The organism is Micromonospora sp. NPDC023814 (assembly GCF_040639595.1).
Lineage (GTDB): Bacteria > Actinomycetota > Actinomycetes > Mycobacteriales > Micromonosporaceae > Micromonospora.
This window is the reverse complement of sequence record NZ_JBFAAF010000014.1, coordinates 36,374-58,809: the sequence shown is the minus strand read 5'-3', so window position 1 is coordinate 58,809 and position 22,436 is coordinate 36,374. Positions and strand designations below refer to the sequence as shown.

Sequence of the window (22,436 nt, the reverse complement as noted above, 5' to 3'; positions counted from 1 at the left end):
ATTCTTTCGAAGATCTTTTCGCCGGCCACGTGGCGGAGGTGTCGGGAGGATGGTTGCGCGCGGGCCGCCGGCCGGACTCGACCGTCGTGATCTGGTATCAATGTCCGATCGAGCGAACGCGGAGGGTGACGGTGAAGTACATGGTGATGACCTACGGCGGTCCGTCGGCCTGGGAGACACTGGCCGGCACCGGCCCGGACGCGATGTCGCCCGAGGAGATCGCCGCCCACTTCGAAGCGATGCAGGCGTTGCAGAAGGAACTGGCCGCCACCGGCGAGCTGGTCAGCGCCTTCGGGCTGTCCGAGCCGGCACGTGCGCAGACGGTCGACCTCCGCGGTGGCACGCCGGTGGTCTCCGACGGGCCCTACGCCGAAACCAAGGAGTTCCTCGCCGGGTTCGGCATCATCGATGTGGCGACCCACGACCGTGCGGTCGAGTTGGCAGCCCGGTTCGCCGGCGTCGTGTCCACCCGCGTCGAACTACGACCCGTGCACGGATGAGCGATGACCTGCTGCGCGAACTGGCGCCACAGGTCCTGGCAGCGGTGACGCGCCGCTACGGGCACTTCGACGAGGCCGAGGACGCCACCCAGGAGGCGCTGCTGGCCGCGACGACGCAATGGCCCGCCGAAGGCGTACCGGACAACCCGCGGGGTTGGCTGATCCGGGTCGCCTCCCGACGCCTGATCGACCACCTGCGCAGCGAGCGGTCCCGTCTGCGGCGCGAGGCGGCACTCGCGGCGCAGGTGCCACCCGCCGACTGGCTGGCTCCGGCGGCCGACACCGGCGACGTATCCGACGACACGTTGACGCTGCTTTTCCTGTGCTGCCATCCCGCGCTCACGGCGGCCTCGCAGATCGTTCTGACCCTCCGAGCGGTGGGCGGGCTGACCACGGCGGAGATCGCCCATGCCCTGCTCGTGCCGGAGGCGACGCTGGCGCAGCGGATCAGCCGGGCCAAGCAGCGCATCAGGGACGCCGGCGCCAGGTTCGAACCGCCCACCCGGCACGACTACGACGGTCGGTTGCGGGCGGTGCTGCACGTGCTCTACCTCATCTTCAACGAAGGGCACACGGCGACCTCTGGTGTCGCCCTGCAGCGCACGGACCTGGCCACCGAGGCGATCCGACTGGCCCGTACGTGCCACCGGACCCGCCCCGACGACGCCGAAGTCGCCGGCCTGCTCGCGCTGCTGCTGCTCACCGACGCCCGCCGGGCGGCGCGCACCGGCCCCGCCGGTGAACTGGTGCCGCTGGCGGAGCAGGACCGCGACCGCTGGGACCGCCGCACCATCCACGAAGGCGTCACGCTGCTCGCCGCGGCGCTGGCGCACCGCCGACCGGGCCCCTACCAGATCCAGGCGGCGATCGCCGCGGCGCACAGCCAGGCCGCCCGTGCCGAAGACACCGACTGGCCGCACATCCTCGACCTGTACGACATGCTCCAGCGTTTCGACGACAACCCCGTCGTGACGCTCAACCGCGCCGTCGCCGTCGCCATGGTCCACGGGCCCCGGGCCGGCCTGACGCTACTGGAAGCGCTCGACTCCGATCCCCGGATGACGGGCAACCACCGCTTGGCCGCCGTGCGGGCCCACCTGCTCCACCAAGCCGGTGATCACGAGGCTGCCGTCGCCCATTACCGCGCCGCAGCACGGCAGACGGCGAGCATCCCGGAACGCGAGTACCTGCTCCGACAGGCCCGACTCGCTGCCCGGTGACCCACGGTGGGGACCGGCGGCGGCCCAAGGGGCACCCGGTCCGGCTCACAAGCCATCGGCTCCGCAACCTCAAGTCGGACATTTCTCCATTTTCGGGAGGTTCGGTGGGGGAGCGAGGCGGCGCCGGTGCCGCCGGCGAACGGGGCCGCCGCGTGGGTCGGCACGGGTGAGTGTCAGGGGAGCAGCCGGCGGATCTCGGCGGCGGCGGGATGGTCCGGGGCGGCGGTCAGGAAGCGACGCAGGGTCACCTCGGCCTGGGCCCGGTCGGACTGCCGCTGGGCCAGCCCGAGCACCAGCAGCGCGTCCGGTGAATCGGGAACGCGCGCCAACACCTGCCGGGCCTCCCGTTCCGCACCGGTCGTGTCACCGGCGCGGACCAACGCGAAGCCCAACCGCAGCCGCACCCCGTCGTCGGGACGGGTTCGCAACGCCTGCCGGTACAGCTCCGCCGCCGCGTCGAAGCGGCTCTGCTGCTCCATGTCCCGGGCGAGCAGCACGGCCACCGCCGCCGGATCCGGTGGCTCGCCGCCCTCGGTCGACCCGTCGAGGCGGACCCCGGCGGCCGCCACCGCCACGACGACGGCGACCAGACCGAGCGAGCCGGCCCGCCAGGCCCGGCGGGCCGCCGCGCCGCTCGGCGCCGGTTCCGTCGGTGCCGGCGCCGCCGCCGGCGCCCCCCGGGCACGGGGGCGCAGCGTCCGAACCGCGGCGTACCCGGCGCCGACCAGCGCCAGCGCTGGTACGACCCACAGCAGCAGCCCGGCACCGCGCACCGGCGGATCGGCAAGCACCTCCTCGCCGTAGCGCTGCACGAACCAGCGCCGGATGTCGTCCGGGTCGCGGCCCCGCGCGAGCTGGTCGGCCACCACCTGCCGCATGCCGACGGCGATCGGGGAACGCGAGTCGGCCACCGACTCGCCCTGGCAGGACGGACAGCGCAACCCGACGGCGACCGACCGGACCGGATCCTGCCGTGGTGCGGGCTGGCCCGCACGAACCATTCCGAGGACCGCCGCGGCCAGCAGGACGGCCAGCACGGCGCCGCCGAGGGCGTGACGCCGCCTCATCAGAGTTGCAGCGTGGAAACCCGGCCGTTCAGGGCCAGGAGGAAACGCCGCTCCCTCCCCTCAATGATCGTGTAACACAATGGACTGATAGCTTGTGAAATGTGGGCGGGGTGGTGAAGCGGGCATACAAGTACCGCTTCTATCCCACCCCGGAGCAGGCCGAACAACTCCACCGCACCTTCGGGTGCGTGCGTCTGGTCTACAACAAAGCCCTCGAGATGCGGGCCCGCGCATACGCCACGGAACGCCGCTCGATCAGCTACACGCAATCGTCGGCGGCCCTGACCGAATGGAAACGCGGCGCCGAACTGGCATTCCTCAACGAGGTGTCCAGCGTTCCGCTGCAACAAGCGTTGCGGCATCTGCACGCCGCCTACGCGGCGTTCTTCGCCAAACGCGCCCGATATCCCCGTTTCAAGTCGAAGAGGAAGTCCCGGGCCAGCGCCGAGTACACCCGGTCGGCGTTCCGCTGGCGGGACGGGAAACTGACTCTCGCGAAGATGGACGCCCCGCTGGACATTGTGTGGTCGCGTCCGCTGCCCGACGGTGCCGTACCGTCCACCGTCACCGTGTCCCGAGACGCGGCCGGCCGCTGGTTCGTGTCCCTGCTCGTCGAGGACCCGACCGTCCAGCCACTTCCACCGGTGGATACGGCGGTTGGCGTCGACGCGGGGCTGACCAGCCTGGTGACCTTGTCCACCGGGGAGAAGGTCACCAACCCCCGTCACGAGCGGGCCGACCGGCAAAGGCTCGCCAGGGCCCAGCGGGACCTGGCCCGCAAGGAGAAAGGCTCGGCCAACCGGGCCAAAGCCCGACTCAAGGTCGCCAGGATTCACGCCCGGATCGCCGACCGGCGACGGGACCACCTGCACAAACTGTCGACTCGACTCGTCCGCGAGACTCAAACGGTCGTGATCGAAGACCTGACTGTTCGCAACATGCTGCGCAACCACCGACTGGCCCGCGCGATCTCCGACGCGGCCTGGTGGGATCTGCGGGCAATGTTGGAGTACAAGGCCGCCTGGTACGGGCGGACCCTGGTGACGGTGGAGCGCTGGTTCCCGTCGTCCAAGCTGTGCTCGGACTGCGGGCGGCTCACCGAATCCCTGCCGCTGAACATCCGTACGTGGCAATGCCCGTGCGGTGCGACCCATGACCGGGACGTCAACGCAGCGAGGAACCTCCTGGCCGCCGGGCTGGTGGACAGGTAAAACGCCTGTGGAGCTGGTGTAAGACCTCAACGGAGTTCCTCCGGGCGGGCAGTCGGCGACGAAGCAGGAAACCCCACGGGCGACCGAGGGAATCCCGGCCCTTCAGGGCCGGGAGGATGTCAACCGGTCAGCAGCGGACCGAGCCGCTGTTCCAGCCACTGCCGGGTGACCACGCCCTGGCGCCGGTCCACGACCCGCCCGTCCCGGTCCACCAGGAAGGTTTCCGGCACGCCCCGGACCCCCCAGCCGATCGCCAGCGTGCCGTCGGGATCCGGCACCACCGTCATCGTCTCCGCGCCGGTCTCGCGCAGCAGCGCCCGTACCGCGTCGGGCCCGTCGCGCAGGTTGATGCCGACCACCCGCAACCCGGCGGGTTGCCCCTGCCGGCCGGCCTCCGCCAGCAGCGGCAGCTCGTCGCGGCAGGGCCCGCACCAGGACGCGAACACGTTCACCAGCACCGGATGCCCCCGCACCTCGGCGAGGTCGAACCGGCCCCCGTCCAGAGTGGTGCCCGCGATCGGCGGCGCGGGGTCCCCCGTCGAGGCACCGACCGGCGCCGATCGGTCCGGCGTGTCGAGGCCGGCGGCGAGGCCGGCACCGACGGCGGCGGTGACCACCAGCACCAGCGCCGGCCACAGCCGCGTGCGGAGCACGCTCACACCCGCACCTCCGGCCGCTCGACTGCCGCCGCGGTCGGGACGGCGGCCCCGGGCGCAGGGCGGCGCCGCACCGCCGCCGGCACCGCGAGCAGCCCACCGGCCGCCGTCAGCCCGCCACCGACCCACAGCAGAGCCACCAGCGGATTCACCGCGAGCCGTACGGTCGCGCTGCCGCCGTCCGCGGCGGCGGCGATCAGCGTGACGTAGACGTCCCGGAGCATTCCGGTGCGGACCTGCGGAACGGTGACGGCGGTGTCGTGGGCGGGGAAGTAGCGCAGGGCCGGGGCCAGCGTCGCGCCGCCGTCGCGCTCGAGCCGGGCGGTCACCGCCATCCGATCCGTGTCGCCCGTTCGACGCACCTCCAGCAGCCGCACCTGGACCCCGTCGACGCGCAGGGCCTCGCCCACCCGGATCTCCCGCTCGATGCTGCTGCCGTACGCCGACGAGCCGGCGACCCCGACGGCGACCAGCGCGATCCCGGCATGCGCCAGCAGTCCGCCGAGCCTCGCAGCGCCCAGCCGGGGGGCGGCCGTCACGACGCGGGCGGCCCGGGTGGCCTGCCCCGCCAGGCCGGTGAGGACGAACGCTGCGGCCCCGAACGCGGCGAGGGCGGGCGCACCGGGGCGCCCGGCCCAGCCCAGCACGGCCACGACGGCCAGCGCGATGCCGAATGGCACGCCCAGCCGGCGCAGCCCGCCCGCCCGCCGGGCCGACACCACCGCGGGCACCACGCCCATCACCAGTAGCACCACGACGGCCAGCGGCACCGCGGTCCGCTGGTAGTAGCGGGGGCCCACGGCCGTCCGGATCCCACCGAGGGACTCGGACAACAGCGGGAAGATCGTGCCGACCAGCACCATCGCCGCGATGGTCAGCAGTAGGACCCCGTTGACCAGAACGGCCGCGCCCCGCGACAGCACCGGCGTGCGCCTCCGCGGGACCGCACCCGGGCCCCGCCACCCCACCAGCACAGTCGAGACCGCGACGGCGAGCAGGACGAAGCCCAGCAGCATCGGACCGAGCGGCGACTCGGTGAACGCGTGCACGCTGGCCACCGCGCCGGAGCGGGTGAGGAACGTGCCGAGCAGCACCAGCAGGAAGCTCGCGCAGGCCAGCACGACGTTCCAACCCGCCCGCGCCCGGGCGCCGCCGAGCGCCGTGTGCAGCAGCGTGGTGGCGGTCAGCCAGGGCAACAGGGAGGCGTTCTCCACCGGATCCCAGGCCCAGTATCCGCCCCAGCCCAGCACCGCGTAGGACCACCAGGCGCCGAGCCCGATCCCGGCGGTGAGCGCCGACCAGGCGACCAGGGCCCAGGGCCGGGCGGCGCGCAGCCAGCGGTGCCCGTTCCGGCCGGCGAGCAGCCCGGCGAGCGCGAACGCGAACGGCACGACCAGGCCGATGTAGCCCAGGTAGAGCAGGGGCGGGTGCACTCCCATCGCGGGGTGCTGCTGCAGCAGTGGGTTGGGTCCGGGACCGTCGAGCGGCACCGGCCGCACCTCCCGGAACGGGTTCGCCGCGAAGTAGGTCAGCGCGAAGAAGAACATGCCGACCGCGCTGACCACGAGCATGGCGTACGCGTGCAGCCGGGCCGGGTACCGCGACGCCCGAGTCGCCAGCAGCGTGGCGATCGCGCAGTGGATGACCAGCCACAGCAGCAGCGAGCCGTCCAGCGCCGACCAGAGGCTGGTGACGGTGTAGTAGACCGGCACGTCCCGTCCACCGTTCTCGGCCACGAACCGGACGCTGAAGTCGTGGCGCAGCAGGGCGTACTCCAGTACGGCGCCACCGAGGACGGCGGCCAGGAAGCTGGCGACGGTCGCGGCGCGCGCCACCCTGACCGGCCCGCCGGACAGCCCGGCGCGCAGCCAGAGCAGGGCGGCGAGGGTGGCCGTAACCAGGCCGGCGGCGAGGCTCGCGGTGCCGAGCTCACCGGCCATCCGCCGGCCCTCCCTGGGTTGTCGGAGGCCGGTACTCGTTGCCGTGCCGAACGACGACCTGATCCGCGTCGAAGACCCCGTCGGCGGAGTAGCGGCCTTCGACGACGGCCGCCTCGCCCTCCCGGAAGGTCTCCGGCGGCACACCGCGCTGCCGCACGGCGATTTCGTGGCCGTCCTCCGCGAGCCGGAACTCCGTCCGATCGGAGGCACGGCGCAGCGAGCCGGGCACCACCTGGCCGCCCACCCGCAGCCGTTCCTGACGGACCTCCGGATCCCGGGACACCTCCGCCGGGGTGCGGTAGTAGGTGAGAGTGCCCTGCATGGCGGCGGCCGCCAGCAGGGCACCGGCGGCCAGGCCGACCAGGCCGACTGCGATCCGGCCGATGCGGCGGGTCATCCCGTACGGACCGGCGTCCGGGCCGCGGTTGCCTGCCGCGCCGCAGGGGCGGACTGGCGTTCCAGAGCTGCCAGCCGGTGCAGCAGGACGCAGAGAGCGGCGGCCGTCGCGGCGGCGACCGCGAGCAGCAGAGCCGCTCCCATCCGGGGGTCGATCGGGGGGCGCTGCGGCGCGAGCACCGTCGCCTGCTGGTGCAGGGAGCGCCACCAGACGACCGAGAAGTGCACCACCGGTACCAGCAGAAACCCGGCGATGCCGACGGCGGCCACCGAACGGGCGACCCGATGGTCGGCGCTGTCCGCCGCGGCGTGCCGCTCGCTGAGCAGGCGGCGCAACGCCAGGTAGCCGGCGTACACCGCCAGCAGCAGGGCGGTGCTCACCAGCCGCGGATCCCAGGCCCACCAGGTGCCCCAGACGAGATGGCCCCAGACGGCGCCGGTGGCGATCGCGACGGCGGTCAGCACGACGCCGATCTCGGCCGCCGACCGGGCCAGCCGGTCGAACCGCAGATCCCGGTTGAGCAGGTAGGCGCCGCTGCCGAGCAGGACGACCGCGAAGGCGGCGTACGCCACCCACGCGGCCGGGACGTGCAGATACATCAGTCGCTGCGCCTGCCCCTGGAGTTGGTCCGCGGGCGCCACCAACCCGCCGGTCAGGGTCGCCGCGGCGGCCAACCCGCCGGCGATCCAGGCCAGGGTGCGGCGGCCGGCGGCGGCCCGTGGGGTATCCGCGACGAGATCGAGGACCCGCTGGTGCATGATCTCCCTGTCCGCGCCCCGACCGGGCGCTTCCGCTGGCTATCGCTCGAACAGGACGCTAGCGGCCCAAAGAAGGCGATAGGCGGCTTTTGGCATAATTGCGGCCCAGTGCGGTTCGTGCCGCTACCGTCCCTGGCGGTGGACAGGTCAGCGGCGTCGACGGCCGGTGGGACCGCGCGGCGGTCGCACCGTCGCACCGTCATGGCGCTCGGCACCCTGGCGGCGCTGTTCGCCCTGACCTCCTGTGCCACGGACGCGCCGTCGACGCTCGACACCGCGGGGACCGGCGCCGAGCGCGTCGAGCGGACTTGGTGGCTGCTGTTCTGGATAGCCCTGGCGGTCTTCGTCGAGGTGATGGCGCTGCTGGCCTGGGCGCTGCTGTTCCGCCGCGCACCGACGACCCGGGTCCGGCACGGCCAGCCACTGCGCTTCGTGGCCGTCGCCGGCGCCGGCGTTCCGCTGCTCATCCTGGTCGCGGTCTACGGCGTCGGGCTGCGGGACCTGGCGGCGCTCGGCGCCGGCCCGGAGCCGCAGGCGCCGACCATCGAGGTCACCGGCCACAAGTGGTGGTGGGAGGTGCGGGTGCCGGGGATCGACGGGGCGACCGCCAACGAGCTCCACATCCCGGTGGGGGAGCGGGTCCGGGTGCGGCTGCGGACCGCGGACGTGCTGCACAGCTTCTGGGTGCCGCAGCTGATGCCCAAGACCGACCTGATCGCCGGCGAGACCCGCGAGACGTGGCTGCAGGCCGAGCGGGCGGGCACCTACCGCGGTCAGTGCGCCGAGTACTGCGGCACCCAGCACGCGCACATGGCGTTCCTGGTGGTGGCTGAGCCCCGCCCGCAGTTCGACGCCTGGTTGGCCCGACTCGGCTCGCCGGCCCGGCAGCCGCGGACCGACGCCGAACAGCGCGGGCGGCAGGCGTTCGTCCAGGGCACCTGCGCCGGCTGCCACGCCATCCGCGGCACCGGCGCCGGCGGCCGGGCCGGTCCCGACCTGTCCGACGTCGGTTCCCGCTGGAGCCTCGGCGCCGGCGCGGTGCCGAACGACGCCGGCCACCTCGGCGGCTGGATCGCCAACCCGCAGACCGTCAAACCCGGCAGCTACATGCCACCGCAACCGATCGACGCCGCGCGGCTGCCGGACCTCATCGCGTACCTGCAGTCGCTGAAGTGACCACCCGGGGGAGGTGACGACATGTCGACCGCTGCCGCGCCGCCGACCGGCGCGACTCGCGAGGACCTGGCACGGCTGGAACAGCACTGGGGTGAGCGGCCGTCCCTGGTCGCCTGGTTCGGCACCGTCGACCACAAGAAGATCGGGCGGCGCTACCTGGTCACCGCCGGACTGTTCTTCGCCCTCGCCGGCATCAGCGCGCTGGCGATGCGCACCCAACTGGCCCGCCCCGAGTCCACCCTGCTCTCCCCGGACGAGTACAACCAGCTGTTCACCATGCACGGCACGGCGATGATTTTCCTGTTCGCCACCCCGATGCTCTTCGGCTTCGGCAACTACCTGGTCCCGCTCATGATCGGTTCGCGGGACATGGCGTTCCCGAAGCTGAACGCGCTGGGCTACTGGATCTTCCTCTTCGCCGGGCTGTTCATGTGGGCCAGCCTGCCCTTCGGCGCGGCCCCGAACGCCGGCTGGTTCGCGTACGTGCCGTTGGCCGGTGAGCAGAGCCTGCCCGGGTTGAACATCGACGTCTACACCCTCGGGCTGCTGTTCCTCGGCATCGCCACCACCGCCGGCTCGATCAACTTCATCGTCACCGCGCTGAAGCTGCGCGCCCCCGGCATGTCGCTCGACCGGGTGCCGCTGTTCGTCTGGGCGATCGTCGCCACCGCGTTCATGGTGATCTTCGCGTTGCCCGCGTTGAACCTGGACAACGCGATGCTGTTCCTCGACCGCCGCTTCGGCACCCACTTCTTCGACCCGGAGGCCGGCGGAAACGTGCTGCTCTGGCAGCACCTGTTCTGGATCTTCGGCCATCCGGACGTCTACATCATCGTGCTGCCGGCACTGGGCATCGTCTCGGCGGTGCTGCCGGCCTTCACCCGCCGGGGCGTGGTCGGCTACGCGCTGATCGTGCTCTCCATCGTGTCCATCGCGATCATCTCCTTCGGCGTGTGGGTGCACCACATGTTCGCCACCGGGCTGCCGCAGCTGTCCTACAGCTTCTTCAGCGCGGCCAGCACGATCATCACCATCCCGTCGGGCATCCAGATCTTCGCCTGGCTGGCCACCATGCTGTTGGGCCGGCTGGTCCTCCGGGTGCCGATGTTGTTCGTGATCGGATTCCTGGTGACCTTCGTGGTCGGCGGCTTCACCGGCACCATGTTCGCGATCACCGCCTTCGACCAGCAGATCACCGACTCGTACTTCGTCGTGGCGCACTTCCACTACGTGCTCGTCGGCGGCGCGCTGTTCCCGATCCTCGCCGGCATCTACTACTGGCTGCCGAAGATCACCGGCAGGATGTACCACGAGCGGCTCGGCCGGTGGGCCTTCGGGCTGGTGTTCACCGGCATGCAGGTCACGTTCTTCCCGATGCACCTCTACGGCCTGTGGGGCATGCCCCGACGCGTCTACACCTATCCCGGAGAACTGGGCTGGGAGCGGTGGAACCTGGTCAGCACAGCCGGGGCGTACCTCCTCGCGGTCGGGCTGCTGCTCGTACTGATCGGGGTCGGGCACGCGATCCGGCGCGGCCGGCCCGCCCCGGCCGATCCGTGGGGCGGGGACAGCCTGGAGTGGGCGACCCCATCACCACCGCAGCCCTACAACTTCCCGGTGCTGCCGCGGGTACACAGCCTGCACCCCGCCTGGGACGCCCGGAGCATGGAGTCGATGGGCGCGGGCGCCACGGGTGACCGGATCCTCGCCGACGGCCGGACGACGCTGATCACCAGCGAACTGGACGGCCGGCGCGAACGCGCGGTCCAGATGCCCGAGGCCTCCCTGCAGCCGCTCCTGGTCGCCGTGGAACTGCTCGTCTTCTTCACCGCGATGTTGTTCGCCTGGTACCCGGTCGCCGCCGCCGCCGCGCTGGCCGTCGCCGCGACGCTGGCCGTCTGGCTCTGGCCGCCGCGCCGGCCGGAGGCGGAGCCGGGGGTGACCGGATGAGAGCCGCCCGAGGCCGCATCGCGGCGGCCACCGGCGCCGAGGCGCTGACCACGGAACTGCCGGTCGGTCGCTCCATCGGCTGGTGGGGAATGGTCATGTTCGTCGCCACCGAGGCGACCCTGTTCGCCTACCTGCTCGGCAGCTACTTCTACCTGCGCTTCCAGCACGGTTCGCCGTGGCCCCCAGACGGAATCGCCGAGCCGGCGCTGCTGCGCCCGCTGGTGATGACCGCGGTGCTGCTGCCCAGCAGCCTGCCCCTGATCTGGGCGGAACGCGGCATCCGTGCCGGGCAGCGCCGGCGGCTGAACATCGGCGTCGCCGCCACCCTGCTCCTCGGGCTGACGTTCCTGGCCCTGCAGGCCACCGAGTACGCCGAACTGCTGCGTGAGTTCACCATGACCACCAACGTCTACGGCTCGCTGTTCTACGTCATCACCGGATTCCACGGCCTGCACGTGCTGGTCGGGCTGACCATGCTGAGCCGGCTGCTCGCCGCCTCGCTGAGCGGCGGCAGCCTTGGGGGCCACCGCCACGACCGGGTCCGCAACACGGCCATCTACTGGCACTTCGTCGACGCGGTGTGGGCCGCCATCCTGTTCACCGTCTACCTCTCGCCGTGGCTGTGATGAGCGTCCAGCCCGGTCAGCGCGCCCGCCTCGCCGGTGGGCTGCTGCTCTGGTACGGGGTCCTCGGCGGCGCGCTCGCCTGGGCCGTACACCTGATCGTCGCCTGGGGCGTCGACGAACTCACCTGCGCCACCGGCTCCACGCACGTCGGCGCCGTGCCGCTGCGCCTGGTCGTCACCCTGGCGGTGGTGCTGCCGGCCCTGGCCACCGTGGGTTCGCTGTTCGCCGCCGGGCTGGCCTGGCGGCGCATCCGCCAGGACGGCGAGGACCGGTCTGTCTCCCGCACCAGGATGCTCGCCGTCGTGGGGATCTGGCTGAACCTGCTCTTCCTGACCATCATCGTCCTGGGCGGGGCCGCCCTGCTGGTGCTGGCGCCATGCCAGGGATGACCGCGACCGGCGGCGTGCCGCAGGAGGCGTCCGTCGTGGCCGGGCTGCTCGACATCCTGCTCGTGCTGACGCTGGCCCTGCTGGCCGCCGGCTACGGCCGCGGCGTGCACGAGCTCTGGGCACGCCGCGGCGCGGGACGCGTCCTGCCGGGCTGGCGGGTGGCCACCTTCGGCCTCGGCGTGCTGGTCGCGCTTGCCGCTCAGGGCCCTCCGCTGACCGACCTGGCCGGGCGGTCGTTGACCGGGCACATGATCCAGCACATGGCCCTGCTGCTGGTCGCCGGGCCGCTGCTCGCCGCCGGCGCCGCCGGGCTGCCGCTGACCCTCGCCTGCCCGCAGCCGCTACGGCAACGACTGGCCCGGATCCGGGCCGCCCCCACCGCCCGGTGGCTGCGCCGGCCGGTGACCACGGCTGCGCTGGCCGGTGGGGTGCAGACGCTGGTGCTGTGGGTCTGGCACCTGCCCGGGCCCTACGTCGCCGCCCTGCAGCAACCGCTCGTGCACGCCGTCGAGCACCTCTGCTTCGTCACCGCTGCCTGGCTGCTGTGGGCGCCGGTGCTCGGCGCGCCGCAGCACCGCCTGCCCGCCCCGATCGCGGTGCTGCTCCTGATCGCCACGATGCTGCCGGCCTCGGCGCTGGGCGCGGTGCTCACCTTCGCGCCGCAACCGGTCTACCCGGCCGAGGCGCTCGGCCCCAACCCGCTCACCGACCAACAGGTGGCGGGCCTGCTGATGTGGGCGCCGATGGACGTGGTCGTGCTGGTCGCGACGCTGACCATCTTCCTGCGCTGGCTGCTGCGCCGGCAGAGCCCGGACCGGGTGACTCCGCCGGAACCGAGCGGCCCGGTCGTCACCACGCATACCGGAGCGGGGACGCGATGACGCGAAGAACCCGGTCGCTGTGGCCGGTCCTGCTGGTGTTGCCGATCGTGCTCGTCGCGCCCGGCTGCACCAGCACCGCCCCGCCGCCACCGCCGGAGGTCCGCGTCGGCTTCCCCGAGCGCGGCGCACAGCTCATCGTCGAGCACGGCTGCGGCTCCTGCCACGTGATCCCGGGCATCGACCGGGCGAACGGGCTGGTCGGCCCGCCCCTGACCCGCTTCGGTGCCCGCTCCTACATCGCCGGTGCGTTGCCGAACAACGCCGACAACCTGCGGCACTGGATCGCCGACCCGCAGGCGGTCGAGCCCGGCACCGCCATGCCGGACCTGGGCATCGACCCGATCGACGCGCAGGACATCGCCGCCTACCTGTACACACTGGACTGAGACCGTGGACCAACGAGCAACGATCACCGCCGGACGGGGCCGCAGGGCGCGGCTGCACCCCCGCCGGGCCCTCGCCGTCGGTGCGGTGCTGGCGCTCGCCGCCGGACCCGGCGTCGCGGCGCAGCCCGACCCCCCGCCGGCCACGTCCGCACCGGCCACGTCCGCACCGGCCACGTCCGCACCGGCCACGTCCGCACCGGTCGCGTCCGCGCCGGCGGACCGCGGCGCCGAGCTCTACCGGCAGCACTGCGCCAGCTGCCACGGCCCCCAGGGCCAGGGCGCCCAGCGGGGGCCCTCCCTGATCGGTGTCGGGCCCGCCTCGGTCCATTTCCAGGTCTCCACCGGCCGGATGCCGCTCTCGTCCGAGCGGCAGCAGCCCCGACGTGCCGAGCCGGTGTTCTCGGCCGGCGAGATCGCGGCGCTGGTCGGCCACGTCGGCACCTTCGGCGGTGGCCCGCAGATCCCGCAGGTCGCACCCGGCAGCGTCACCAACGGCCGGGAGATCTTCGCCGCCACCTGCGCACCCTGCCACGGCGCGACCGGGGCGGGCGCGTCCCTGACCGACGGATCGATCGCCCCACCCCTGTACGACGCGAGTGCGGTGCAGGTGGCCGAGGCGATGCGGGTCGGTCCCGGTCTGATGCCGGCCTTTCCCAGCCAGGTCCTCAGCGACCAGCAGGTCAACGACGTGGTCACCTACGTGCGGAGGCTGCAGAGCGACCGGCTGGACCGGGGCGGGAACCCGTTGGGCCGGTTGGGCCCGCTGGCCGAGGGACTCGTGGCGTGGATCGTCGTGCTGGCGCTGCTCGTCGCGGCAGCGCGCTGGCTGGGCAGGAGGGCTGACGAGTGAGCGACAGAGGTGCACCGCCGCCCGACCGGGGTGTGACCCGCCGCATCGTCGCGGCCTTCCTGGTCAGCGCCGCCGGAGCGGTCGGCTTCGCGGTGACCTACGTACTCGGCGGCCAGACGCAGTGGGAGGGCGTCTCGCTCGCGGTCGCCTTCGCCGGTCTGGCCGTGGGGCTCGCGGTCTGGGGGCGGCGGCTCGTGCCGTCCGGCGGCTACGTCGAGGAGCACGCCGGGTTCACCCCACCGCCGCGCACGCAGGCGCTGACGGCGGCGGCGCTCACGGCCCAGGACAGCCCGCTGCGCCGCCGTGGCCCGCTCGCCGCGCTCGGGCTGGCGCTGGCCGCCCTCGGCGCCACCGCGCTCTTCCCGCTGCGCTCCCTGCTGCCGTTCGACCGCGCCCGCCCGTTGGCGGCACGGAAGGACACGCCCTGGGGGTTCGGTGTGCGGCTGGTGAACGGCGAGGGGCGACCGTTGCGCCCCGAGGACGTGCCGGCGGACACGATGGTCGCGGTCTTCCCGGAAGGCGACGTCGACACCGGTGACGGGCCCGCCTTCGCGGTCCGCCTCGACCCGCGACGCTTCACCCGGCCACCGGCCGGCGGTCACCTCGACGGCTTGGTCGTCTACTCGCTGCTGTGCACGCACGCCGGCTGCCCGGTGCGCCTCTACCTGGCAGGTACCGGGCAACTGCTCTGTCCCTGCCACCAGTCCTCGTTCGACCTGCTCGCCGCGGCCCGCCCGGTGTCCGGCCCGGCCGCCCGAGCGCTGCCCGGGTTGCCGATCGAGGTCGGTCCGGACGGCCACCTGCGCGCCACCGGTGACTTCACCGCCCCACCCGGCGCCGGCTTCTGGGGCCGGCCGTGATCGTCGACCGGTTCGCCCGCGCCCTCGACGACCGGCTGCGGCTGTCTCCGGTCGCCCGCAGGTCCCTGGCCAAGGTATTCCCCGACCACTGGTCGTTCATGCTGGGCGAGATCGCGCTCTACTCGTTCGTCGCGCTGATCCTCACCGGCGTCTACCTGACCCTCTTCTTCGACCCCAGCGTCGCCGACCGCGTCTACCAGGGCAACTACGCGCCGCTGGATGGCGTCCCCACCTCCGCCGCGTACGCCTCGACGGTGCGGTTGAGCTGGGACGTGTCCGCCGGGTTGCTGATCCGGCAGACACACCACTGGGCGGCGCTGGTCTTCGTCGCCGCGATCGTGGTGCACCTGACCCGGATCTTCTTCACGGGGGCGTACCGCAAGCCGCGCGAGATCAACTGGCTGATCGGGGTCACCATGCTGGCCCTGGCCCTGTTCAACGGCTTCACCGGCTACTCGCTGCCCGACGATCTGCTCTCCGGTATGGGCCTGCGGATCCTCGTCTCGGTGACGGAGTCCGTCCCACTGGTCGGGCCGTGGTTGGCGTCCCTGGCTCTCGGCGGCGAGTTTCCCTCCGACGAGATGATCCCCCGGATGTTCGTCAGCCACGTGCTGCTGGTCCCGGGCTTCCTCGTCGCGCTGGTGTCGATCCACCTGGCGATCATCGTGCGGCAGACGCACAGCCAGTTCCCGGGCCCGGGACGGACCGAACACAACGTCGTCGGCTCCCGGCTCTGGCCCAGCTACGCCCTGCGCTCGCTGGCCCTGTTCGCCTGGTTGCTCGCCGTGCTGTTCGCCCTCGGCGGGCTGGTGCAGATCAACCCGGTGTGGATCTACGGACCGTTCGAACCGGCCGAGGCCACGTCCCCCGCCCAACCCGACTGGTACGTCGCCTTCGGCGACGGGGCGCTGCGCCTCTTCCCGCCGTGGGAGATCCGAATCGCCGGGTACCTCGTGCCCGCCCCGTTCGTCCCCGGGGTGGTGCTGGGCGGACTGACCTTCCTCGCCCTGTACGCCTGGCCGTTCGCCGAGCGGCTGCGCACGAAGGACCGCCGGCCGCACCAACTGCTCGACCGCCCCCGCGACCACCCCGCGCGCACCGGCATCGGCGTAACCGCCATCACCTTCTACGGGGTGCTGACCGTCGCCGCGGGCGACGACGTCATCGCCCGGCTGCTGGATGTGCGGACCCATGACGTGCTCTCGCTGCTGCGGGTGCTGGTCCTGCTGCTGCCCGTGGCGGCCGGGCTGCTCGCGTACCTGGTGGCGCGGGCCCTGAACCGCGGCGACGCCGCCGGGATCGGCGATCTTACCCGCGCCGACCTGCGGCGGGCCGTCGGCGGGACCCGGCGCGGCGGCGACGCGGGGCGGGTGGACCAGCCGCCCGGGTCCCTCGCACAGGCGCCCCTGCCGGGCGAGCGGATCGAGATGTGGTCCGAGGGCGACCTGTGGCGCTGGCGCTACCGCGACGACGCCCGGGACGTCACCATCCACGGCAACCTGTCGGGGCAGTCGGAGCAGGAGGTGGCCCGGGCGTCCCGGCTGGCGTTCCCGGGGGTGGACCGCGTCGTCGTCCCCGGGCCCCCGCCGCCCGCTCCCGGCCTCCGGTCCGCGCTGCGCCGCTGGGGCGACGCCGCACTCGGGGTGTCCCTGCTGGTGACGGCCCTGGCCCAGCGGCGGCGGGAGCGCAAACCGGACCGTCCCGGCCCGGACGGCGACCGGCCGGCCGGGCGGTCGGGGCCGTCGGACTGACCGGTACGGCGATGACGGAATTGTGGGGGACTCCACGGAGCCGCGCTCGGCGACGGTCAAGGCCCTTCTGCGCCACGTCACCGCGGTCGGCCCGCGCATCGGCGGGCGACGCACGCTCGCCGAGCTGTCCCCCGTACGACTTCGTGGCGGCTGTCGAGGTCGGGCCGTCGTCGGTCGGCTGCCCCTCCGTGTCGGACGCCAGCTACGTCGCCGGTGCGCTGGCGCTCGTCACCATGCTGGCCACCCACACCCTGACGACCCGGATGCGTCAGGCCGCCGTGCCATCGAGTCTGCTTCGGACAACGGCGGTTCCGCCGACCCGGGTCAAGATGCCCTCAGGAGTGGTCGTCGCGGTGGCGAACACCAGGGACGGGCGCCCGGCGGAGTGTCCCTGTTCGACTTCGACGCTGCTCCGGCCATGCGTCGCATGAAGATGCGCGGCGAGGCATCCGCTGCTGTTGGCGTTGACCACATCCTCGCCGACTCCGATGGCGGGCGCGAACATGCGCGCCATCGCCCTGCCGTTGACCGGAGACATCGTGTAGGCAAAGCAGCCGAGGTAACCGAGGCGGCGGCATTCAGCGGCGAGCCGGGGCAGATCCGGTCGCAGGGAGCGCAGGATCGGCGCCGACTTGACGGGCACGAGCAGTCGCGGCGTTCCCGGCGATGCGACGCTCGGGGTGTCGTCTGCGGCAATGGCGTCCGGCCCGATACCGAGGGCGCCGAGGACCTCGTCGAGGCCCGCGGGAACGCCGTCCTGAAGACCGATGAGGCCCTGGTCGAACCACACCTCGATGCCGTCGTCGCGCTCGACCGCTGTGGTGCCGAAGATGCGGCCACCGGTCCGCTGGTGCCCGTGATGCTCTGCTGACCCGCGACGGCGCAGCAGGAACGCTTGGGCGGCCACGGTGCCGTGCCCGCAGTTGGTGAGTTCGCCATGCGTGGTGAAGAACCGGACAGTGTCCGTGTCGGTGTCCACGAACGCCGCGTGTGAGGTACCTGCATCGCGAACTGCCACGCGGCGTGCGCCATCGTCGAGTGCCGGGTCGTCGATCAGCACGGCGGTGGGGCTGCCGCCTTGTCCCTGGAGCGTGCAGGCGTCGACGATCGTCACGTCGCGGCGGGAGAAGCCAGTCACGCCGGCATCCCTTCGCCGGTCATCGATCGTTGGTCGTCCGCCGACTGGTCCGCGCCGGTGTTGAGGACCTGCAGTGCCGCGGTGTGCATGAGGCCGCTGCGCGCGAACAGCGCCGGCCCGGGGGTGGGCTGTGCCTGCCCGTCAAGCCCGCTGAAGCGCCCACCAGCCTCCTCGACGATGAGTGACGTAGCCGCGTAGTCCCACACCTGTCCCCGGGTCTGGACGGCGAGGTCCAACTGCCCGCACGCGACGAGCAGCGCAGCATGGGTGCTCCACGGCGCGGTCGACGTCATGGCACTCAGCGGTGCGATCATCTCGCGTTCGGCCTGGAAGAGTTCATCGTCGGTGGGGATCACGCCGAGTCGGCTCCCGCGCAGGATGTCCGGCCTGTCGCCGTCAACGGTGATCCGTCGCTCGTCGGTCGGTGTCAGTCCGGAGAAGTCCGCTCGGAACGCGCCGCCGCCCCGCTGCGCCCACCAGACTTTTCCCTGCGCGGGAACCGCGGCCACCCCGACGACGATCTCGCCAGCCTCTTCCAACGCGACGAGCACCAACCACCGGTTGTCACCGGCGACGAACAGCGCGGTGCCGTCTATCGGGTCGACGATCCAGCGACGGCTGCCCCCACCGCTCTGCCCGTTCTCCTCGCCCAGGACGGCGTCGTCGGGCCGCGTGTCGGCCAGAACCTCTCGGATGGCGGCTTCGACGGCGCGGTCGGCTTCCGTTACTACGCTGCCGTCCGACTTCAGCTGCCGGGGAAGCTGAGCGAGGGCCGCGAAATACCGCAGACCCACTGCGGCACCGGTCAGGGCGGCACGTCGAGCAAGCAGAAGGTCGCTTTCCATGGGCACCATCCTTGCCTATCTCGGCGCGACCGACCGTCCGCTTCCGGCTGGGCGAGGCGCGCCGATCAGCTCTCCGGCGAGCATGGTGCGGGGCGATCTGCTCCAGCAGGTTGCTGGTCCTCGGGGCGTGGGCTCCGCTCGGCCGCGGGCCGGCCGAGCGGAGCCGGCCAGGGAACCTCGGGTCAGCCGAGGGTGGCGGTGTCGATGACGAACCGGTAGCGGACGTCGGAGGCGAGGACGCGTTCGTAGGCGTCGTTGATCTTGTCGGCGGAGATGAGTTCGATGTCGGCGCCAATGCGGTGTTCGGCGCAGAAGTCGAGCATCTCCTGGGTCTCGCGGATGCCTCCGATCATCGAGCCGGCGTAGGAGCGTCGGGCGCCGATGAGGGAGAAGACGTTGAGGGTCAGGGGCTCGGCGGGGGCGCCGACGTTGACGAGGGTGCCGTCGACGGCGAGCAGGTTCAGGTAGGCGTCGACGTCGATGGGGGCGCTGACCGTGTTGATGATCAGGTCGAACCGGCCGGTGAGCTGCTGGAAGGTGTCCGGGTCGCTGGTGGCGTGGTAGTGGTCGGCGCCCAGGCGGAGTCCGTCCTCCTGCTTCTTCAGCGACTGGGACAGCACGGTCACCTCGGCGCCCAGGGCGTGGGCGATCTTGACTGCCAGGTGCCCCAGCCCGCCGAGGCCGACGATGGCGACCTTCTTGCCGGGGCCGGCGCCCCAGCGGCGCAGCGGCGAGTAGGTGGTGATGCCCGCACACAGCAGCGGCGCGGCGGCCGCGAAGTCGATTCCCTCCGGTACCGACAGGACAAAAGCGGCGTCGACCACGACGTGGGTGGCGTAGCCGCCCTGGGTGACGGTGCCGTCCCGGTCGACGCCTCCGTAGGTGGGCACCATGCCGTTGGCGCAGTACTGCTCGTCGCCGTTGCGGCAGTTCACGCAGTCCCGGCAGGCGTTCACCATGCAGCCGACCCCGACCCGGTCCCCGACCTGGTGCCGGGTGACCTCGGAGCCCACCTCGGTGACGATACCGACGATCTCGTGGCCGGGCACCAGCGGGTAGGGCTGGGGTCCCCAGTCACCGCGAACGGTGTGGATGTCGGAGTGGCAGATGCCCGCGTACTTGATCTCGATGAGCACGTCGTTGGGACCGACGTCACGCCGCTCGATGATCGTGGGGGCCAGCGGCTCGGACGGGCTGGGTGCTGCGTAGGCGTGAACACGCATGATGGTTGCTCCTGTTCTTCGTGACGAGGCTTGGCCGCGGCGCGGCCGGTTGCGCTCACGGGCACCTGCCCGAGCAGGGCGTCGGGGTGCCGCCGTCGCGCAGGATGGCACTGGCGCCGCCCGACGACGTGGGCTCAGGCGAGCGGCCTCGCGTTCATCGCCATCCAGGAAACCTCGTCTGTGACCTGCTGGGGAGTCTCTGATGGAAGGTGTACTGCCAGGGCACCCCACGGCGAGCCGCAGGAAGTATGCCCCACCCCTGTGCGGGCGGACCTATCGGGCGGGGAAGCGCAGGATGCGATCGTCGCCGTCGCGTACGTCACCACGGCCGTCGGTGTTGGAGGTGGTCAGCCACAAAGCTCCGTCGGGCGCGATCTGTACGGTCCGCAGGCGGCCGTAGCGTTCCTCCAGTCGCGCCGACGGTTCACCGCCGGTGCCGCCGTTGAGGGGGATGGTCCACAGCCGCTCACCTCGCAGCGCCGCCACGTACGCGGTGTCGGCGGCGATGGCCATGCCCGACGGCGAGGCCTCGCGGACGGGCCAGGTGACGAGCGGGTCGGTGTACCGCCCACCGTCCGTCTCACCGGTTCCGTCGACCCGGGGCCAGCCGTAGTTGCGTCCCGGCTCGATGCGGTTGACCTCGTCCAGCTCGTTCTGCCCGAACTCGGTGGCGAAGAGCCGTCCAGCCGAGTCCCAGGCCAGGCCCTGCACGTTGCGGTGTCCGAGGCTGTACACCGGGGAACCCGCGCTCGGATTTCCGGGGGCGGGCGTCCCGTCGGGGGCCAGCCGCAGGATCTTGCCGTTGGGGCTCGCCGGGTCCTGCGACCGCTGCGTCTCACCGGCGTCCCCGGTGCAGACGTAGAGCATGCCGTCCGGGCCGAACGCGATCCGCCCGCCGTTGTGGTAGCTGGCCTTGGCGATGCCGTCGAAGATCACCTCGGGGCGTCCGCCGTCGAGCCGGAACCGGACGATCCGATTGTCCTGCTCCGCCGTGAAGTAGGCGTAGATCAGGTTGTCGTCGGCAGACGTCGGCGACACCGCGAGGCCGAGCAGGCCGCCCTCACCGCCGGCCACCACACCGGGCACCTCGTACACCTGCCGGGGGTGTGCGCCGCCCGGGCTCAACCGCAGCACCCGGCCCGTGTTCCGCTCCGCGACCACGGCGTCGCCGTCCGGCAGGAACGCCAGCCCCCAGGGAACGTCGATGCCCCGCGCCATCTCTTCGCCGGCGTCGAGATCGGGACGTCCTGACGGCGTGCTGGCAGCAGCGCTGGTGGCCACCCCCTGTGGCGTTCGACCGGGCTGGTCCCCGCCACCGGGGCCGCTGTCACAGCCGGCGATCACGCCCACCATGAGCAGCGCGGCGCATGCGGCACGCCACCGTCTGCCTGTCGTGACGATTGCCATCTGATTCCTCCGAGACTGCTGGGGAGCGTGTTTCCGTCGGCCGCTGAAGATCCGCGTGAGCCACGCCACCACGAGCGCCCGAAAGCCCCGAGAAAGGCAACTGAGCGGACGGCGGCGGGGGCGGGGTGTGGTGATGTTCGGCCGGGTCAGGCCGATCAGGTGGGGCCCTCGAGGCGGGTACAGGTGGTCGGATGCCACGTCCGCTCATCCGACGGTGGGGGCCCGGTCATCACGGCCGTACGTGCGGGGGCGATCAGGTCGGCCGCTGCATCACTCCGTGAAGGCGGCTTGTGCGTCGGCGTCCGCTTCCTGGGAGGCGGCCCAGGAGGCGAGCAGGCGTAGCGCGTCCTCGGACGGGGAGCCGGGCTCGGCGGTGTAGATCGTGAGGGTGAGGCCGGGCTCCGCGGCCATCTCCAGCCCTTCGTAGGCGAGGGTCAGGTCGCCGACGACGTGGTGGCGGAAGGTTTTGGCTCCGGTGCCGTGGTGCCTCACGTTGTGGGCTCCCCAGCGTTTGCGGAACTCGTCGCTGCGGGTGGAGAGCTCACCCACGAGGTCGTGGAGGTCCTTGTCGTGGGGGTCGCGGCCCGCTTCCGTACGGAGGATGGCGACGCAGACGTCGGCGGCGAGGTCCCATTCCGGGTAGAAGCGGTGCGCCTTCTCGTCCAGGAAGGTGAACCGCGCGATGTTGGCGGGGCGCTGCGGATCGGCGTACACGTCGGCGTAGAAGGCGCGGGCGAGCCGGTTCGCGGCGAGCAGGTCCATGCGGCCGTTGCGCACGAACGCGGGGCCCTGGGTCACCGCGTCGAGGGTCCATTGCAGGCTGGGGCGCACCGACCACTGCCGCGCGGTGCGGCGCGGGGGCCGCATGAGCGCGCTGCCGCCCTCCGTGGCTCGGGCGAGGTCGAACAGGTGCGCCCGCTCTGCGTCGTCGAGTTGGAGCGCCCGTGCGATGGCGTTCAGCACACCAGGCGATACTCCAGCGAGGGAGCCTCGTTCGAGTTTCGAGTAGTACTCGATGCTCACGCCGGCTAGCGACGCGACTTCGCTGCGGCGTAGTCCCGGGACCCGCCGCTTGGTGCCGGCGGGCAGGCCGGCCTGCTCCGGGCTGATCTTGGCGCGCCGCGAGACGAGGAACTCGCGGACCTCCGTCCGGTTGTCCACGCCTCGACCGTACGTGTCACGGCTGGCCAATGGGGTGCCCTGTC

General features: G+C 72.4%; 22 protein-coding genes. 12 read left to right on the top strand and 10 right to left on the bottom strand.

From position 1 onward, the window contains the following. Window positions 1-140: 140 nt before the first annotated feature. Together AB0G14_RS10475 and AB0G14_RS10470 are read left to right on the top strand one after the other, a co-directional pair. On the top strand, window positions 141-500 hold the full coding sequence (locus AB0G14_RS10475) for a YciI family protein (RefSeq protein WP_357695952.1): 360 nt from the start codon (window positions 141-143) through the stop codon (window positions 498-500). Then, window positions 497-1,720 (top strand): sigma-70 family RNA polymerase sigma factor, encoded by a 1,224-nt coding sequence (locus AB0G14_RS10470; RefSeq protein ID WP_357695845.1) that lies wholly within the window; start codon window positions 497-499, stop codon window positions 1,718-1,720. Before AB0G14_RS10475 ends, AB0G14_RS10470 begins: the two co-directional genes overlap by 4 nt. Window positions 1,721-1,893: 173 nt before the next feature. Here the strand turns inward: AB0G14_RS10470 and AB0G14_RS10465 are convergent, their stop codons facing one another. Then, the gene (locus AB0G14_RS10465) at window positions 1,894-2,787 is read right to left on the bottom strand and encodes a cytochrome c-type biogenesis protein CcmH (protein WP_357695843.1); all 894 of its coding nucleotides are present in this window, start codon (window positions 2,785-2,787) and stop codon (window positions 1,894-1,896) included. Between the two features lie 101 nt (window positions 2,788-2,888). Here AB0G14_RS10465 and AB0G14_RS10460 point away from each other — a divergent pair, with 101 nt between their 5' ends. After that, the gene (locus AB0G14_RS10460; protein WP_357695841.1) at window positions 2,889-3,998 is read left to right on the top strand and encodes an RNA-guided endonuclease TnpB family protein; all 1,110 of its coding nucleotides are present in this window, start codon (window positions 2,889-2,891) and stop codon (window positions 3,996-3,998) included. A gap of 119 nt (window positions 3,999-4,117) precedes the next feature. Here AB0G14_RS10460 and AB0G14_RS10455 read toward each other — a convergent pair whose 3' ends face one another. The 4 genes from AB0G14_RS10455 to ccsA are packed head-to-tail and all read right to left on the bottom strand — an operon-like array spanning window position 4,118 to window position 7,749. Further along, window positions 4,118-4,657 (bottom strand): redoxin domain-containing protein, encoded by a 540-nt coding sequence (locus AB0G14_RS10455; RefSeq protein WP_357695839.1) that lies wholly within the window; start codon window positions 4,655-4,657, stop codon window positions 4,118-4,120. Next, entirely contained in the window at window positions 4,654-6,594 is a 1,941-nt protein-coding gene (locus AB0G14_RS10450; protein ID WP_357695836.1) for a cytochrome c-type biogenesis CcmF C-terminal domain-containing protein, read from the bottom strand. The genes AB0G14_RS10455 and AB0G14_RS10450 overlap by 4 nt, the downstream gene beginning before the upstream one ends. After that, window positions 6,584-6,991: a cytochrome c maturation protein CcmE gene (locus tag AB0G14_RS10445; RefSeq protein WP_357695834.1), complete on the bottom strand. Its 408-nt coding sequence runs from the start codon at window positions 6,989-6,991 to the stop codon at window positions 6,584-6,586. The genes AB0G14_RS10450 and AB0G14_RS10445 overlap by 11 nt, the downstream gene beginning before the upstream one ends. After that, window positions 6,988-7,749: a cytochrome c biogenesis protein CcsA gene (ccsA, locus tag AB0G14_RS10440; RefSeq protein ID WP_357695832.1), complete on the bottom strand. Its 762-nt coding sequence runs from the start codon at window positions 7,747-7,749 to the stop codon at window positions 6,988-6,990. The genes AB0G14_RS10445 and ccsA overlap by 4 nt, the downstream gene beginning before the upstream one ends. A 201-nt stretch (window positions 7,750-7,950) precedes the next feature. Here ccsA and AB0G14_RS10435 point away from each other — a divergent pair, with 201 nt between their 5' ends. From AB0G14_RS10435 to AB0G14_RS10395, 9 genes are read left to right on the top strand one after another with little or no spacing between them, the layout of a single operon-like run. Continuing rightward, the gene (locus tag AB0G14_RS10435) at window positions 7,951-8,925 is read left to right on the top strand and encodes a cytochrome c oxidase subunit II (protein WP_357695830.1); all 975 of its coding nucleotides are present in this window, start codon (window positions 7,951-7,953) and stop codon (window positions 8,923-8,925) included. Window positions 8,926-8,946: 21 nt separating this feature from the next. After that, complete coding sequence (ctaD, locus tag AB0G14_RS10430) at window positions 8,947-10,875, top strand: cytochrome c oxidase subunit I (protein ID WP_357695828.1); 1,929 nt, start codon at window positions 8,947-8,949, stop codon at window positions 10,873-10,875. Then, entirely contained in the window at window positions 10,872-11,501 is a 630-nt protein-coding gene (locus AB0G14_RS10425) for a heme-copper oxidase subunit III (protein ID WP_357695826.1), read from the top strand. The genes ctaD and AB0G14_RS10425 overlap by 4 nt, the downstream gene beginning before the upstream one ends. Continuing rightward, a complete protein-coding gene (locus tag AB0G14_RS10420; RefSeq protein ID WP_357695824.1) occupies window positions 11,501-11,890 on the top strand; it encodes a hypothetical protein in 390 nt (129 codons plus the stop codon). The genes AB0G14_RS10425 and AB0G14_RS10420 overlap by 1 nt, the downstream gene beginning before the upstream one ends. Then, the gene (locus tag AB0G14_RS10415) at window positions 11,887-12,771 is read left to right on the top strand and encodes a cytochrome c oxidase assembly protein (protein WP_357695822.1); all 885 of its coding nucleotides are present in this window, start codon (window positions 11,887-11,889) and stop codon (window positions 12,769-12,771) included. Before AB0G14_RS10420 ends, AB0G14_RS10415 begins: the two co-directional genes overlap by 4 nt. Beyond that, window positions 12,768-13,157, top strand: coding sequence for a c-type cytochrome (locus AB0G14_RS10410; RefSeq protein ID WP_357695819.1), 390 nt, complete (start codon window positions 12,768-12,770; stop codon window positions 13,155-13,157). Before AB0G14_RS10415 ends, AB0G14_RS10410 begins: the two co-directional genes overlap by 4 nt. 4 nt (window positions 13,158-13,161) lie before the next feature. Further along, window positions 13,162-14,007 (top strand): c-type cytochrome, encoded by an 846-nt coding sequence (locus AB0G14_RS10405; protein WP_357695817.1) that lies wholly within the window; start codon window positions 13,162-13,164, stop codon window positions 14,005-14,007. Further along, window positions 14,004-14,867 carry a Rieske 2Fe-2S domain-containing protein gene (locus AB0G14_RS10400; RefSeq protein WP_357695815.1) on the top strand — a complete coding sequence of 288 codons (864 nt, stop codon included), beginning with the start codon at window positions 14,004-14,006 and terminating at the stop codon, window positions 14,865-14,867. The genes AB0G14_RS10405 and AB0G14_RS10400 overlap by 4 nt, the downstream gene beginning before the upstream one ends. After that, complete coding sequence (locus AB0G14_RS10395) at window positions 14,864-16,618, top strand: ubiquinol-cytochrome c reductase cytochrome b subunit (protein ID WP_357695813.1); 1,755 nt, start codon at window positions 14,864-14,866, stop codon at window positions 16,616-16,618. The genes AB0G14_RS10400 and AB0G14_RS10395 overlap by 4 nt, the downstream gene beginning before the upstream one ends. Window positions 16,619-16,886: 268 nt before the next feature. On the opposite strand, the gene AB0G14_RS10390 is transcribed toward AB0G14_RS10395, so the two are convergent. From AB0G14_RS10390 to AB0G14_RS10370, 5 genes are all read right to left on the bottom strand, one after another. Further along, window positions 16,887-17,756 carry a PhzF family phenazine biosynthesis isomerase gene (locus AB0G14_RS10390; protein WP_357695811.1) on the bottom strand — a complete coding sequence of 290 codons (870 nt, stop codon included), beginning with the start codon at window positions 17,754-17,756 and terminating at the stop codon, window positions 16,887-16,889. Then, window positions 17,753-18,601, bottom strand: a complete 849-nt coding sequence (locus AB0G14_RS10385) for an inositol monophosphatase (protein WP_357695809.1) — start codon at window positions 18,599-18,601, stop codon at window positions 17,753-17,755. The genes AB0G14_RS10390 and AB0G14_RS10385 overlap by 4 nt, the downstream gene beginning before the upstream one ends. Window positions 18,602-18,783: 182 nt before the next feature. After that, complete coding sequence (locus AB0G14_RS10380; protein WP_357695950.1) at window positions 18,784-19,827, bottom strand: NAD(P)-dependent alcohol dehydrogenase; 1,044 nt, start codon at window positions 19,825-19,827, stop codon at window positions 18,784-18,786. Window positions 19,828-20,097: 270 nt separating this feature from the next. After that, entirely contained in the window at window positions 20,098-21,042 is a 945-nt protein-coding gene (locus AB0G14_RS10375; protein ID WP_357695807.1) for a PQQ-dependent sugar dehydrogenase, read from the bottom strand. Between the two features lie 459 nt (window positions 21,043-21,501). Then, window positions 21,502-22,392 (bottom strand): helix-turn-helix transcriptional regulator, encoded by an 891-nt coding sequence (locus AB0G14_RS10370; protein WP_357695805.1) that lies wholly within the window; start codon window positions 22,390-22,392, stop codon window positions 21,502-21,504. Between the last annotated feature and the right edge of the window lie 44 nt (window positions 22,393-22,436).